This window comes from Micromonospora endolithica (assembly GCF_003626595.1).
Classification (GTDB): domain Bacteria; phylum Actinomycetota; class Actinomycetes; order Mycobacteriales; family Micromonosporaceae; genus Micromonospora; species Micromonospora endolithica.
Map to the genome: position 1 here is coordinate 430011 of NZ_RBAK01000001.1, position 14670 is coordinate 444680.

A 14670-nucleotide genomic window follows, 5' to 3' on the forward strand; every position below is an offset into this window, starting at 1 on the left:
GATCGCCGGATCGCGCAGCCTGCGGACGGCGGCGGGTCGGCGTCGGTGAAGGGCCGCGGACTGTAGCTCCGGAGGCCGCGGAAGTGAAGACGTGCGCCACTCACAGCGACTCACAATGGCGAGCTGCTGGTGTGAGTGGGCCGGTCGCGTCTGTCGCCGAACAGCATCCGGTGACAGACGTTGACAGCTTCCGGGAACTGCCGCTCCGCCTGCCGCCCGGCGCGCAGCCCGGCCCGGTCGCCTCGGTGCGGGCCACAGGGCGGGCGGTGAGGGGTGCCCCCCGGGTTGGGGGCGGGCAGGGCGGGGTCGGCCGCGTGTGGGCGAGTGGGCCGTCCGTACGCGCCATGTGCGCCGCCCCGCCCGCATCAGGCGGCCCGGTCTTCCTGGTCGGGGGGGTGTAGGTGGGGAACTCGGTGTCGTGGCGGGTGTCGGTGTAGGGCAGGTCGATGAGGCGGTGACGGCCGGCGCGGCCGGGCAGTTGCCAGACCTGATGTGCGGGGCTGGCGGCGAGGGCGGCGCGCAGGTCGCCGGTGGTGGTGGCGACGACCGTCTCGAGGCCGATGCCGGCGATCCGGTGGTGCAGGTTCGCCTCCCGGCGGGCGGAGGGCAGGTGAAACAGCACCGGCCATGCCCAGGTGCTCATCGTGTACAGCCGCTCGTACTTGATGACCTTGTTGATGAGGACCTGAAGGTGTTCGAGCCCCGTGTCGTACTCGAGGAAGAACGGCACGGACCGTCCGTGCTCGGTCCACACGCCGGCGCCGTCCGGGCGGGGGAAGCCGGTCGCTCCGGCGACGATGATCTGCGGGTCACCGCCTTGGCGGTACAGGGCGCCGGGTTCGTGGTAGGCCGATGCGGGCTGCCAACGGACCATCTCGGTGTCGGGGTGGGTGCGGGCGTGGGCGGCGAGGTCGATGAAGACCTGGTTGCCGCCGAGCAGGTGCGGCAGGTCCGGTCGGTTGATCAGGGAGTGTTTGCGGCGGCGGGCTTGGTCGCGGCGGCCTCGTGGAAGTCCGCGTTGGGCGTGGACGTGGTCGTAGCCGAGTTGGTCCAGGACGTAGTGGTAGGGGTGGGAGCCGCCGTCTGCTTTGTTGGGTCGGAACCGGTCGACCGCCCGCAGCAGGGTGAGGCGGCGTAGGCGGCGTTGGGTGAAGTCCAGGGACGGGAACAGGGCAGCGGCGATCTGGTCGGTGGTGAGCACGCCGTGGTCGTAGAGCCAGCCCAGGAGCCGGTCGTCGCGGGCGGTGATGCTGGCCTGCAGGCGCAGCAGCGGGTCTGCGGTCGGTAGGTGTTTACCCATGGGCAGAAGCCCCTGGGGGGAGACCCGAGACTGGAGGGTCTGTCTGGAGCGGTCCCAGACTGCTGAGAGCCGGGTTGACCTGGGCTGTGAGCGGATGTGGGGGGTCACATTGGGGGTCAGGGTCAAGACGGACGGTAGAACGGAGATCGACGCTGACTCCTACACCGCCGACCACACCGGGTCCGGGGTGAGAAGCAGGCGGGAGTGTGTGTGAGTCTCGCCGGTGACGGGACAGTCGACGAAGGTGAGCGTTGTACTGCGGCATCATTGTTGCTGCTCCACGATCAGGTAGAGGTGAGTGGGTGTGGCGGTGCGGCGCCGGCCGCTGGGCGGAAGGGCACGCGCTGACAGGTCTGGCAGGTTGTGTCAGCTGCCGGGTCTCCTGACAGGCACGGGTCTGACAGCGGTGGGGCGGTCTGACAGGCGGCGTGGGGTCGAAGTTTTGTCACGCAGCCTCCGGCGGTGACAGATCCGGTGTGGTCGGGGTGGTCTCGGCGCGCAGGACGCGTACGAGGGTGGAGGCGGTGGCGTTGGACAGTTGGTGCCCGTCGGCGCGTAGCTGTCGGGCGAGGGCCTTGCGGGACAGCGGTGTCCCTTCGGCGGTGAGGGTGCGGGCGGCGGTCCGGGCGGCCGGGACCAGTGCGGCGACCTCCGGACCGTCCTCGCTGGTCGACGCCTCGCGGTCCGGGCGGTCCGGGACCGCCGGAGGTTGGTCCGTGACGGCGGGGACCGCCGTCGGCGAGTCCGGGACCGCGGTGGCGGTGACGGGTACCGGTGCTCTGGTGTCCGGGACCGACGCGTCGACAGCGGGCGGCGGTCCGGGCTTCGTCCGTTCGGCGTGAGCGGTCTGGTTGGGCGGATGGGCTTCGGTGCGGCCGAGGGCGATCTTCACCATCGCCAGGAACCCGAGGGCTGGTAGGGCGGCGGCGATCCAGCCGATCACCGACGCTTCCGCCTCCACCACCTGCGCGGCCAGCGACAGCGACACCGCCACCACGAGCACTGCGGCGGGGAAGACGACAGGTTTGCCCAGGCGCCGCTTGCGGCGCAACTCCAGCCCTGCGGCGATCGACATCAATTCGAGGACGATCGCGTCGGCCCAGGCCAGCCAGCCCGGCTGCCCGTGCCCGGCGGCGACGTCATGCACATGCGTGAACGACGCCGCGCCGGCCGCACCGCCGATCAACAACATGATCGCCACCTGGACGCGGTCCTCCCACCGCTCCCGCCCCGAGACCGGTCGGGCAGGTGAGCGAGCGGTTCGCCGGTCAGGTGCTGCCAACGGCCCACCACCTGAGTTCAGGCGGCGCGTGCACGGCCGCGTTCGGCGTTGTCGTGTGGAGGCGGGCCGCGGTGGCAGCCGCCTCCGTGTGGTTGTTGTGTGAGGTCACGTTCTGCTCCCGAAGAACTGGTTGGAGGGTGTGGTTTCAGGTGGTTGGGCTTCCGTCCCAGGCCGCGCCTGCCCGGCTTCCGGTCAATTACCGTGCAGGCGCGACCCTGCCGCGTGACGCCCGGCCGGGCGGACCCATCGCGTGCGGGGGACGACAAACATCCCTGTGGTCGAGTCAACGAACAGGCCGAACCCCGCTCAGGGGCAGGCAGCAGGGCAGCAGGCGTCGCCACAACCCGCACAGCAGGCTGTGGTCAACACGGGCGGACACAGGGCGGACGGCCCAGCCGAGCCACAAAGGATCAAGACTCACCACTGGCAGCGCCACCAGGAGCGCTCAGGTGGTTGCGGCGGCTCAACTCGCCGACGAACGGTCCTTCATGTGGGGGCCTCCCATCTCTGCACGCCCCTTCGCAGGGTCGGCACGAACAACGGCAGGCACCCTCTGGTGGGTGCCTGCCCGCTGCATGTGTGGCCGACCGCGCCGGTCGGCGCTGCGGGAACGTGTCTCCATTACGCCTCGGCGATCCGGTGGAGTCAACCCCCGATTTGCAACGGATCGGCCACCGAGCCTTGCCAGCGGTCCGGCTAAGTGCTAATGAGTCTGCCTGTGTCCATCGTTGTGCCAGCACGTCCACTCCTCACCGGCAAAACATTCTCGCCAAGTCGTCCACATAGTGAGACGGGTGGGTCAACCCTCAGCGTCTGGCCACGTTGTGGCGGCTTCGGGCTGCTAGGAGCGGGTGACGGTGAGCAGGACCGGCGTGGTGATGCCGTTCTGGGCGCTCAGGTCGGCGCGGAAGCCGCCCAGCCAGCCGAGCGCGTCCAGTGACCATTCGGCGAGTGTCCCGCAGAAGGTCACGCGGTGCCGGGCGGGCCGTTCCAGAAGCTGCTGTCGAACGGGGGACGCTTCGCCCTCGAGTCATGGTCGGTGTCGGAGTGCGACTCGCACACGAACACGCACTGGTCCAGCCGGCTCATCTCTCTCGCGCAGGTGCGTGGCCGCCGCCGGGAGAGACGGGGTCTGGCCGCTGTCCAGTGTCACTTGGACCGGTGTCCGTGAGTGCCGGTCGCCGTCACCGAACCATCTGGCGGTCGGAAGCCAGTCCACGGCAGAGAGAGCCGGCGTGATCACGGCATGAGTGTGCATACCGGTAGGCGTCGCGAGCCACAGAGACCTCGCGTCACCCCACGTCGTCTTTCGATCCGGCGGGCCAGCGTTGACCTTCCCGGCCGCCCGCCGTCGGCTTCAGCGCCGAACCCTCACCAGTTTTCTCGCTGTCCCGCCGGTCTCTTCGAACAACCCGAATAGTCCCGCCGGGCCATTCCAGGCCAGCGGGTCGGATTCGTCTCGGCCTAGGCCGCCGTCTAGGTAGCCCGTATAGGACGAGCGCCACGAGGAGCGCCGCAAGGACACCGAGATAGGCGACGAATGAAGCTGCCGCACCAGCCTCCGTGAGCCATCCCGCAACGCCGTTGTCAGGCGTGGCCTTGATGATGGTGAAGGTCTGGTCGATGGCGGGTAGTCCGAACACAACCGCTGCGGCGAAAGCTGCGACTGCCGCGGCCGTCGACCGAGCGGCGGACCGCTCCGCCCGTTCGGCCGCAACGATCGAGCCGAGCTGAGCGAGACGTTCTCCCAGCAGCGCCCGCATGCGTTCGGCGCCAGACGACTGCAGAAGCGCACGGACGGTGTCTTGGGCATCCCCATACGCGAGCGCAGATCGATGAAACTCCTGCAGACCGAAGATGAGTCGTCGCTGCAGGTCGCGTGCGACTGTGCCCGTGGGTTGAGTGCCGGCCGCCTCCAATGACGCGTTCACGGCTCGCAGTTGCCAGTACTGCAGGAGGAAATTCTCGACGAGCAGGAGCGCCGACAGATGATTGTCGAACCTCTTCCGCTCCTGGTCCCACGAAATGAGCGTGGTGGATGCATGCCCGTGCCAGACCGAGTCACGGTCTCTGATCGAGCTATCCGCCGGCAACTTCAGTCTCGCCGACTCGCGGAGTCCCCGGTACCCCTCGTAACGCAGCAGGATGCCGTTGAGTTCTTCTCGGTGGCGTCTGGTCCACAAGACCTCGGTTGCGCAGCAGCCCAGCCGGTCGACGCATACCAACGGGTGGCAGAACCATTCATCACCTGGATCGATGCCCGATGCCTCTACGATCGCATCCTGGTAGAGCCGGAATAGGTCCACGAGCGACGCTGGATCGGCGTGGACGATGCGCCGCCAGCGGGTTCCCTCCTGAATCTCCGCCAGCCAGTTTCCGGGCCATCTCCGTGGATCGTATCCGCCTTTGCGAGAGGCGGCCTCCATCACAGGTTCGACCACCTCGGTCCAGCGGAGGCCGACACCCGAGGCGATTGTCCGCGGAATCAACTGATCGGTGTTGAGCCCTTGCGGCATCCGGACTGCTATGGTCAGCTGCAGCACACCGGACCGGTGCACCAAGAGCAGCACATCGCCTTGCTGTCCCTCGGCCAACTTATCCTGATCCGAGAATCCGGAAAGCCCAAAGTTCACTCGGCGGAGAGTCAGGCGCAGATACGGTTCGGACTCAAGGTACGCGGCCTGGTACATCTCCCTTTCGCGGGCGTGCTGGATGGCATTCAGCGCCTGACGGTGGGCCACCGATTCGTTGACCTCGTCGACAACGCGAAGCATCTTGGTCTCGACATCCTCATGGCTGTCAACTTCGTCGTCCTCATTACGATCGGCCGGCCGACGGGTCGTACTCCTCATTTTCCGACTGAGCAGCGAGATCGCGAGTTGGGCCGCCAGTAGGGGATGTTTGCGGGCCCATCCTGCCCAATGCCCGCCAGTCACAGCACGACTGGCCTCTGCGAGCCGTTGAGCATCGCGGATCACCCGTACAAGCTCCCTGTACCGGGGCGCCATCCGCACTTCACCGTCCAAGGGGGACGTGACCGTCTCCGCGATCTCGGCCGCGAGCAGCCGCTCGGCGACGGCATGTGGCGACACGGGCGCCGACCCGAACACGAACGTGAAGTACACGACCGCCTCGCCGAACGTGGCGACATGCCCTCGATCCCGGTTTTCCAGCGCAGGCCGGAGCCGGTCGCGCGAGCGGCGCAGCACCTCAGCTACGCGTCCGAGCCTCATAGGCGAATGCTACGAGGACCCTACGACTTTACTAGTCACCCACTCACCGGCGGGCACCCCACGAAGGGCGTACAGGGTGCTGCCGGGGAGAGCAAACCGATACCGCACTCGCCCTACGACGGCCCGCCGTGGCCTGCCGGTGGACGCGAGCGCCGGCATCGGTCAGGCCAGCCAACAGCAAGTGTCATCTTCCGCAGCATCCACACGTGCTCAACACGGGCCGGTGTTGACCCTCAGCGCCTCGCCCGCTTCGCCAAACACCTTCGTGCTCGTCTCCGTCCCTGCAATACGTCGCTGATCACCCTGATGAATTCGTTCTGCTGAGACGAACTGAGCATCAGGAAACCTCTAACCACTCGTGCAGTGTCGCATGGTTTGGCAGGCAGGCTTCTCGTGCTGCCGTTGTCGACCGCCGTTGCGCCTGATCGACCGGCCCATCGGGCGTATCGGTCACACGAGGGAGGGCCAGGAACTGGCCCGCTGTGAAGCCGGCTAGATCCTCGTACCGTGGATCGGCGGTGGGCCCGCAACTCGAGCTGTCACTCGTCGTTGGGTGCAGGGCCGCTGGCTGGCGTGACGTCTGCAGCCTGGTGGTATCCGAGTTCGATCAGCCTGGTACGCAGGCGCCAGAAGTTCTCGTCTACCTGCCGTCGGGCGAGGGTCCGGAGTTTCTCCACACCAGCACGCGCGACGTAGTCCTGTTCCCACGGCTCGCCTTGGCCGAGCAGAAGCAGGAGGATCTTGGTGCTATCGCCTGACGAGGTTGCGGCCTTGCAGCGATCCGCCACCTCGATTGGCAGGTCGATGGCCCCGCTGGTGAGTTCCAACGTCTGAACCGTTTGCTCCGCCCAGACGTCATCGGAGAGACCGGTCACGAGCGCCCACCGGCCGGATGCTTGCAGCGTCTCGGCTGGAACGATCCGGCGGTCAGCTTCGAGCAACGCGCGCCAGAACGTGACGGCAGTCTCTAGCTCGGGGGTGCCCGGCTGACTGGACTGCACCAAGTACGCGATCTCGTTAGCGGCACTGGCCAACGCCGTGGTGTCGCCGCGGAGGCCCTCGATGATCGCGTCGCTGGAGTAGCCGTCCTCCCCATTGAGCGCCCCAACAAGCAGGCAGCCAACGGCGTTGACAGCGCCTCTTCGGGCGGCGGCGAATATCTGGCTCCGGAAGTGCCTATAGAACCATGAGGTCGGTCGGGCATACTTGAGCGTCAGATCGAACGTCTCACGTCCGCGGTCATCGTCGCTGAACAACGTTGGGGTGTTCTGCTCAAGCCACCCGGGCGCGACTGCCTCGAGGAACACTCGATGTTCTGCCAGAATCGCCCTGTACTGCATCCCGACACGTCCGGGCATCCGGACGAGCTCGTTGAGAAGCTGCGTGAATTCGGCCCTGATGGTCTCGGTCTGACGGCGTTCCCACCCGGCGAGGGCGAGCACTGCTTGAAGTCCACGGCCTCTCGGATGGTTGATCGCATGGAACAGGGCGTCCGAATCGCCACCCGAAACCTTAACCTCGCCTGCGTCGTCGTCTGCGTCTGGTATGCGGTCGATCAATTCGAGGGCCCATGCCCATGCCGTCTCCAAGTGCCCGGTCAGGTCTGCGCTCTTGTTGGCGAGGGCCACGAGTAGGTCCACGGCGGCGGTGTCGACGTTATCCCAGCCGGGCTCGAAGTCGAAGTCGTCCCGCCCCAGTAGAGCGGGTTCCCATCGGGTGGTCCGCGCCAGTTTTGCTGCATTGAGGATCTGCGGCGCGCGGAGCGTGATCTCGCCGGCCACGTCGGTGAGGGCGCGAAAATAGTGGAGCACGTAAACCGGCTCGTGAAGGGCCGTGACGACTGCGACTGGGTCGATCGACCATCTATCGGGGTTGGCCTTCACGACAGCTTCCAGCGTTCGGGCAAGTTCCCGCGCTCCGAGCATCCTCGCGTCGCTGGCCTCGTCAGGGCGCCAGCTTGCGACCAGTTCAGCCGCTTCGATGACTGGGAGCGCATTCAACTCGTCCTCGCTGCGGGGAGACTGGCCGGTGCGCAGCTCGAATCGTTCGCTTCTGCGGTCGAGGGCATGCGGATCCGGCTCACCGTGCCGGGCGGCAACTTGGGCTATGGGCTCCCGCCACGCTGCAAGCAGGGATGCGGGTAGCACCATGGACCATCGCCACGCCCGAGCCCAGTCGTCTGGCAATGCAGACGCAGGATTTTCCGGCGCGGCGGAGGGCGTTCCTAGCGCCCTGCGCCAGGCGTCGAGCGCATCAGGCTCCGGATCGTCGTTGAGCACGATGGTGACAAGATCGCGATCGTCCCCGGTACAAGTCGAGGACGCCAAGCGCTGAGTGATGTGGTCGATCTTGTCCTGCAGGGAGACGTCGTTTGCCTCCGCCAGGATCCTGCAGGTGATCCGCTCGCCGATCGCCCCGGGGATGATCTTCGTCCAGTCGAGCAGATCTGCGGTTGGAACGCCGAGCTCACGGGCACGTGACACCATTCGAGCCAGGTAGTGCGTGACCTTGGCGAGGTAACCGCGCTCCTCGCCCAGGTCGGCTGTCAGCCGGGCGATGTCGAGCGCGACGAACCGCATGTCGGGGTGACGCGCCAGCCGGCGCACCTTAGCCGACAGCATTCGCGTGCGCTCAACGACGTTGGCGGCGTCGAGCCCGGCTGCCAGCCGGTCGAGCACCGCACCGGCGTAGTAGTCGTCGCGGTCGAACGGCTCGCCGCTCAACATCGCATCCGCCGCCCGGAGGACCACCGGATCTGTTGGATCGGCGCGCTTGACCACCCCGAACGTGAGCGCCCGAACGGCCCGAACGTTGGCGTGCAGCTCGACGATCCGTCCTACGACCGAATGTCCAGCCGCCCCGATCTGCGACGCTACGCGAAGCAATTCGAACCTTGCACCCAGCCGCCGATCCTGCCGCAATACGTTGGAGTCGGCGAGCATGCGTTCAAGCATGCCCGCCACTTCATCTGGGGAGCTCCGTCCGAGCCCTTCCAGCAAGCTAGCTGCCGGCCAGGCCGTATCGGGCTGCGGCAATTTCAGGAGGCCCGCGTCGTATACGGGGTTGAGCCAGGCGGGGTCGGTGAGACGTCCGAGGAACAATCTCAGGTGGTGCGGGTTCGTGGCCAGTTCCCGCAGCTTGCCAATCTGCTCTACGCCTTGCCATGGCTCAGCTGCCAGCTCGCTGATCGCGGTGACCACCGCATCCGGCGGTGTGAACATCCGGATGAACCAAGCCACTGTCCGGTCGTACAGCGCCGTCACCGCGTCCAGCGCCGACTCCGCGTGCAAGGCCGTGTTCGCGTCGTTTCGCAGTCGGTTGTACTCGCCAATCGGGTCCGCTTCCCCTTGAAGAGGATCAACGCCGGTCTTGTCGCGTAGGTAACCCAGCAGACGCGCAGCGTGGTACGAGCTTCGGTCCCGGTTCTCCGCGACGCGGTGCAGCGCATCCTCCAACGCGCTCAACGACGCGGTCATGTCCGCGTCGGGCTGGGCCACCTCCGACTGGTAACGCGCCCATGCCTCCAGGATCGCGGATAGGCCGCCGCTGACTGGGGGACGTCCAGTGACCACGGCGTCAAGTGCTTCGCGAAGGTTGTATCCGGCGCTCTCAGCCAAACGAAGCCCACGATCGTCGTCCACCGCCTGCTTGATTAACGCGGCTGCGGTTCGCAGGCACGTGACCGCCTTCTCACCTCGCGAGGACAACTCATCAACGATTCGGTCAACTACCTCAGGCGGCAGCTCAGGCATACCCTGCTCGTCAGTCCGGCTAGTCGTCACGTCTCTAGTCTCCACAGAACCCGGGGCGCTTCAATGGCGGTGGCCGACGCCCGAGCACCTGCTTGACAGAGAAGATCCACAACCGCGGCCACAGTAGACGTCGGCCGGACGGCCGCGCGCCGCCAGGACCGGGTTCGTGTGGCTCATGATCAGGCAGACGGCATGGCCAGCCCCGGTCGTCAAGAAGCTGCCACCGGTCGCCGCCGGGCTGGAAATCCGGCCCAGCGCCGGCAGCGAACGGACGGCGAACAACATGGGCACTCGCCGCCTCCGCGAAGGTCAATCCGCCCCTGCGACTCTTGGTTCAGCAGCTCTGGGCAGGTTAGGCCGTCTGCTGGTCTTGCGGGCCGAACCTCCAGGTCCAGTCGAGGCGGTGGCGGCCGAAGGGGCGGCGTTCGCCCTTGAACCCAGCGCGCAGGAGTTTGATGTCAGCGACAAGTCGGATGATCTCCCGCTTGACCGGGATGTCGTCACCGAGGTCCTGCCACGCCTGCACGGCCTGGTCGCCGATACGTCCGCGCAGCACGGCGGGGATGCCGGCGTCGGTGGCGCGTTGCTCGTGCTCGGCGATCTGCGCGAGGAGGCCTTTCTCGGCGCGGGCGTAGGCGATCGCGGTGACCTCGCCCTCCTCGCCCAGCTTGCGCCAGTCCTCCAACTCCCCGCGCAGCCGTTGGGCTTCGGCGCGGGCGTGGGCGACTTCCTCGTCGGTGGCGCTGGCGGCGGTGAGGATGTCGTAGACGTCGGGGCGCGACAGCCACGCCACCACCGTGCGCTGCACGTACTCGTCCAAGAACTCGGCTTTCACCGCGGCGCACCGCTTGTGCAGGCAGGAGTACACCTGCCCCGTCCAGCCGTGCCGGTTCACCTTCTGCGATGACAGCGGCCCGTCGCAGACTCCGCAGCGCACCAGGTACGACAGCAGATGCACCGCGCGGGCGGGCCGGGTCGTGGTGCGCGACGGGTCGCCCAGCATCCGTACCACCGACCAGTACGTCTCCTCGTCGACGAGGGCGGGCCAGATGCCGTCGCCGACAATCTCGCCTCGGAGCACCCGCTTGCCGATGTAGGCCGGGTTCATGACCTGCTTGCGCAGGATGCCGCGCCGCCAGAGTCCTCCCTCGGAGGCGGGGATGCCGAGCCGGTTGAGTTCGGCCTCGATAGCGGTTAGCGGCGTGCCTTCGGAGATCTTGCGGAAGTTGTCCCGCACCAGCTGCGCCCGCGAGTACTGCGTCACCGTTCCGTCGGCCGCCACGGCCGTGCGGATCTCGGTGTCCGGCTCCTGACGGAGCAGGGCACGGGTCCGCTGGTCGTAGATCCGCCGGTACCCGTAGGTGACCTTTCCGTGCGGGCGGCCCGCTTCGGCAGCGCCAACGATGCCGCGCAGCACGTTGTCGCGGATCGAGTCGGCCATCCACTCGGCCTGCACGGCCTGGAAACCGAGCATCATCCGGTCGTTCTTGTCCCGCAGGTCGTACAACACCCCGCCGACGAGCCAGAAGTTGAGGCCGACCTCGTGGCACATGTCGCGGATCTTCACGAACACCGCGAGGTCGCGTTCCTTGCGGGAGATTTCCCAGACCACCAGCACGTCGCCCTTGCCCGCGCGGATCTGCTCGATCAACAACTCGAACTGCTCCCGGTCCTTCGTGGCGCGGCGGCTGGCCGAGCGGTGGTTGTCGGTGAACGACCCCGCGTCCGTCCAGGACCGCTTCGTGATCTCCGCCAGGTTGAGCACGCCCTGGTCGTGGACGCTCTTACCCTGCTCCTTCTTGTCCTGACTCGCACGCTGATACCGCAACGCCCGCACCTCTACGCCACCGGCCAGCAGCGCGTCCTTGCTGTCGAACCGGCCCCGATTCCCCGACCGGACCCTACGCCGTACCATCAGAACCGTCCCCCTAGATCGACGTTCGTGTTGGCAACATCGACCATAGCTTCTAACGATTCTTGACGGTGCCGATCGAGCAGCCGAGGGCCTCGGCGGTCTCGGCTTCGGAGAGATCCTCGAAATACCGCAGCACCAGCACCGCGCGCTGCCGGCGGGGCAGGGCGCCCAACGCCCGCCACAACCGCTCCCGGTCGTCGAGGTTCGCGTACGGATCGGCCAGGCCGGCCGGCTCGGGCAGGTCGGCGGTGGGCAGCTCGCCTCGCCACCGGCGCCGCCACGACGAGGCGTACGCGTTGACGATGATCCGCCGCACGTACGGCTCCGGGTCACCCTCGACGCGCCGCCACGCCTCCCAGGCCCGCGCCAGGGCGGTCTGCAGCAGGTCCTCCGCCAGCGCCCAGTCCCGGGTGAGCAGGAAGGCGGTACGCAGCAGCCGCGGTGAGCGGGTTACGACGAAGTCGTCGAACCCCTCCGGTGTGTTCACATGCCCGCCTCTCCGCCGCGTCGGTCACCAGGTAGTACCGGTCGCCGAGGAAAAAGGTTGCCTCGCTGCCGTCTCCCCGGGCATCGCCGGGCGTCGCCGACGAGGGGTCCACCGCTCGCGCCAGCGTCCCCCTTTCGTGGGTGTGTCCACCACCGGGTTCCACGCCCGTCCGCGAGACGGACCGGCTGAGCGCGCGAGGAGCACGGCGCCTGGCATCCGGTCCACCACGGAGTTCACGACTACCTTCACTGATTCGCGCCAGACTGCTGTCCGGCCCGGATCGGCCGGGCAACCGGTCTCGTTGATCAGCTGACCACCATCGTCGACGCGATCCCTGACGCCGGAATGGTCGACGACGGCGGCCACCGCCGGTCGCACCTCGCCCCCCAGCCATCACCAAGAGGAGTTACGACATGCATCACGAGGATCTCGTCGACCAGTTCGCCATCCAGCGGGTGATCACCGAGTACGCCTGGTTCGTGGACCGCCGGGACTGGGACGCTCTGGTGGCGACGTTCGCCGACACCGTGGTCGTCGACTACACCGCGATGAGCGGCGGCGGCGCAGAGCCCTCGCCGGCCCCGAGCAGGTAGATCGGTGGCGACGGGAGCTCGGCGTGCGGGACGGCGCCCAGCACGTGGTCACCGGGGTGATCGCCGATGTGACGGGCGACACCGCCACCGCGACCGCGAACGTGCTGGCTTGGCTGCGACGCGACAACGTGCCGGGCGGACGGCTGTGGCACAACGGAGGCGCGTACGAGTTCGAGTTGCGCCGCGTGGGCGGGCGATGGCGAATCAGCCGGCTGGTAGCCCGCGCCACCTGGATCGAGGGAAACATCGGTGTCTTCGCACAGTGACCCGATCAGCCACCGTTCCCCAGGCCGCTGGCCATCCACCACGAGACCAGGCAGGGGGCGTCCGGACGAGCAGGCACCATGCTACCGAAGCCTGCTCCCGCCGTAATCGGACCCGCGCGCCTCACCTGGCGTCGGCGTAGCTCCGCACGACCGACAGGTCCAGCGGGAAGCGCACCGGGGTGTCACCGAAGAGCAGCGCCGCCGCCCGCTCGCCGCTGCGGGACACCGCCGCCGCGACCGCCTCGGCGGTGTCCGCCGGGCAGTGCACGATCACCTCGTCGTGCTGGAAGAACACCAGCTCGGCGCCGGTGCCGGCCAGCTCGGTGCGCAGCGTGGCGAGCAGCGTCGAGGCCCACTCGGCGGCGGTGGCCTGGATGACGAAGTTGCGGGTGAACCGCCCCCGCGAGCGGGCCGCGCGGGCCCGGGGCGACTGCGGGTCCGCGCCACCGTCGACGTCGGCCTCCTCGCCGTCGCCGAACCCGGCCGTGCCCGGCGGACACGTCCGGCCCAGCCACGACCGGACCAGGCCGCCGGCCTCGCCGGTGCGGGCCGCCGCCTCCACGTAGGCGAAGGCGGTCGGGTAGCTGCGCCGCAGCACCGCCAGCGCCGGCACCGCCGCACCGCCGGTCTGGCCGTACATGGCACCGAGCAGGGCCACCTTGGCCCGGGGCCGGTCCCCGCCGAAGGCGTCCTGCGCCAGGGCGGCGTAGAGGTCGCCCGCGCCACCGGCGGCGGCCAGTCGGGCGTCGCCGGACACCGCGGCCAGCACCCGGGGCTCCAACTGGCCCGCGTCGGCGACCACGAACCGCCAGCCCGGATCGGCCACCACGGCCCGCCGGATCACCTTCGGGATCTGCAACGCGCCACCGCCCCGGGTGGCCCAGCGGCCGGAGACCACCCCGCCGGGCACGTACTCCGGTCGGAACCGGCCGTCGCGGACCCACGCGTCGCGCCACGCCCAGCCGTGCGCCGTCCAGATCCGGTAGCGCTCCTTGTAGTCCAGGACCAGCGGCACCGCCGGATGGTCCACCCCGCGCAGCACCCAGGCCCGCGTGTTCGGCAGTTCCACGCCGGCCCGGGCGAACGCCCGCAACAGCTCCGCCGGGGAGTCGGCGTGCACCTGGCGTACGCCGAAGGCCCCGGCGATCCGTCCGGCCAGCTCGGCGAGCCGACGGGGTGGGCCGCCGACCGGCGACGGCTCGCCGAGCAGGTCGGCGAGGATCTCGTCGTGCACGTCGGACCGCCACGGCAGGCCGGCGGCCCCCATCTCGACGGCGATCAGCGCGCCGGCCGACTCGGCGGCGACCAGCAGCCGGAACCGGCCCGGGTGCGCGGTGGTCGCGATCCGGGCGAGCTGGTCGGCGTACACCCGGATCAGCGCCTCGATGCCTGGCCCCGGCGGACCGGACGGCGCGTCGAAGAGCGCGTCCTGGCCGTGGCCGGGTGGTGCCGCCGGGCGCGGCGGCGGGTCGGCGGGCACCGGAGCGCCGGTGAGCCGGGCCCAGGCGGCGGCCAGCCCGCGCGGCTCGCCCCAGCGGCCGGCGTGCCCGAGCAGCAGCGCCTCGGTCAGCTCGACGTCGTGGCACCGCTCGACCCGCACGCCGGCGCGCAGCAGCGCCGGATAGACCGTGCCGCCGGCCGCCCACACCCAGCGCGGATGGCCGGCGCGCTCCCGGGCGGCCACCGCGGTGGCCAGGTCGGTGACCCGTTCCGCCGGCCCGGCGGGACGGCCGGCCGGGTCGAGGGGTTGCAGCACTCCCCCGCCGACCTCGTCCGCCACCACCGCCACCAGCACGAACACGATTCTGCCTCGCCGGTGCGACACTCCCCGCCGGGGCCGGG

The 14670-nt window shown here is 68.8% G+C and carries 9 protein-coding genes and 1 pseudogene; 2 read left to right on the forward strand and 8 right to left on the reverse strand.

The window, feature by feature from the left end; genetic code table 11:
* Positions 1 to 388: 388 nt before the first annotated feature.
* The 7 genes and pseudogenes from D7223_RS01930 to D7223_RS01960 all read right to left on the reverse strand — a co-directional run.
* A pseudogene (locus D7223_RS01930) lies at positions 389 to 1300 on the reverse strand (replication-relaxation family protein); the annotation flags it as partial.
* A gap of 445 nt (positions 1301 to 1745) precedes the next feature.
* On the reverse strand, positions 1746 to 2501 hold the full coding sequence (locus D7223_RS01940) for a DUF2637 domain-containing protein (protein WP_420330282.1): 756 nt from the start codon (positions 2499 to 2501) through the stop codon (positions 1746 to 1748).
* Between the two features lie 922 nt (positions 2502 to 3423).
* On the reverse strand, positions 3424 to 3552 hold the full coding sequence (locus D7223_RS33885) for a hypothetical protein (protein ID WP_272948666.1): 129 nt from the start codon (positions 3550 to 3552) through the stop codon (positions 3424 to 3426).
* A gap of 322 nt (positions 3553 to 3874) precedes the next feature.
* Complete coding sequence (locus D7223_RS01945) at positions 3875 to 5815, reverse strand: hypothetical protein (RefSeq protein WP_120724113.1); 1941 nt, start codon at positions 5813 to 5815, stop codon at positions 3875 to 3877.
* A gap of 539 nt (positions 5816 to 6354) precedes the next feature.
* The gene (locus D7223_RS01950; protein WP_120724115.1) at positions 6355 to 9567 is read right to left on the reverse strand and encodes a cytochrome P450 family protein; all 3213 of its coding nucleotides are present in this window, start codon (positions 9565 to 9567) and stop codon (positions 6355 to 6357) included.
* Between the two features lie 352 nt (positions 9568 to 9919).
* Positions 9920 to 11482: a recombinase family protein gene (locus D7223_RS01955; protein WP_120724118.1), complete on the reverse strand. Its 1563-nt coding sequence runs from the start codon at positions 11480 to 11482 to the stop codon at positions 9920 to 9922.
* A 52-nt stretch (positions 11483 to 11534) separates the two neighbouring features.
* Positions 11535 to 11969, reverse strand: coding sequence for a SigE family RNA polymerase sigma factor (locus tag D7223_RS01960; protein ID WP_120724120.1), 435 nt, complete (start codon positions 11967 to 11969; stop codon positions 11535 to 11537).
* Positions 11970 to 12382: 413 nt separating this feature from the next.
* On the opposite strand from D7223_RS01960, the gene D7223_RS33890 reads away from it, so the two are divergent.
* Both D7223_RS33890 and D7223_RS33895 read left to right on the forward strand, forming a co-directional pair.
* Positions 12383 to 12562 carry a nuclear transport factor 2 family protein gene (locus D7223_RS33890; protein WP_120724122.1) on the forward strand — a complete coding sequence of 60 codons (180 nt, stop codon included), beginning with the start codon at positions 12383 to 12385 and terminating at the stop codon, positions 12560 to 12562.
* A gap of 23 nt (positions 12563 to 12585) precedes the next feature.
* Positions 12586 to 12828 carry a nuclear transport factor 2 family protein gene (locus tag D7223_RS33895; protein ID WP_158610809.1) on the forward strand — a complete coding sequence of 81 codons (243 nt, stop codon included), beginning with the start codon at positions 12586 to 12588 and terminating at the stop codon, positions 12826 to 12828.
* Positions 12829 to 12949: 121 nt separating this feature from the next.
* Here D7223_RS33895 and D7223_RS01975 read toward each other — a convergent pair whose 3' ends face one another.
* The gene (locus D7223_RS01975; RefSeq protein ID WP_120724127.1) at positions 12950 to 14653 is read right to left on the reverse strand and encodes a bifunctional 3'-5' exonuclease/DNA polymerase; all 1704 of its coding nucleotides are present in this window, start codon (positions 14651 to 14653) and stop codon (positions 12950 to 12952) included.
* Positions 14654 to 14670: the final 17 nt, after the last annotated feature.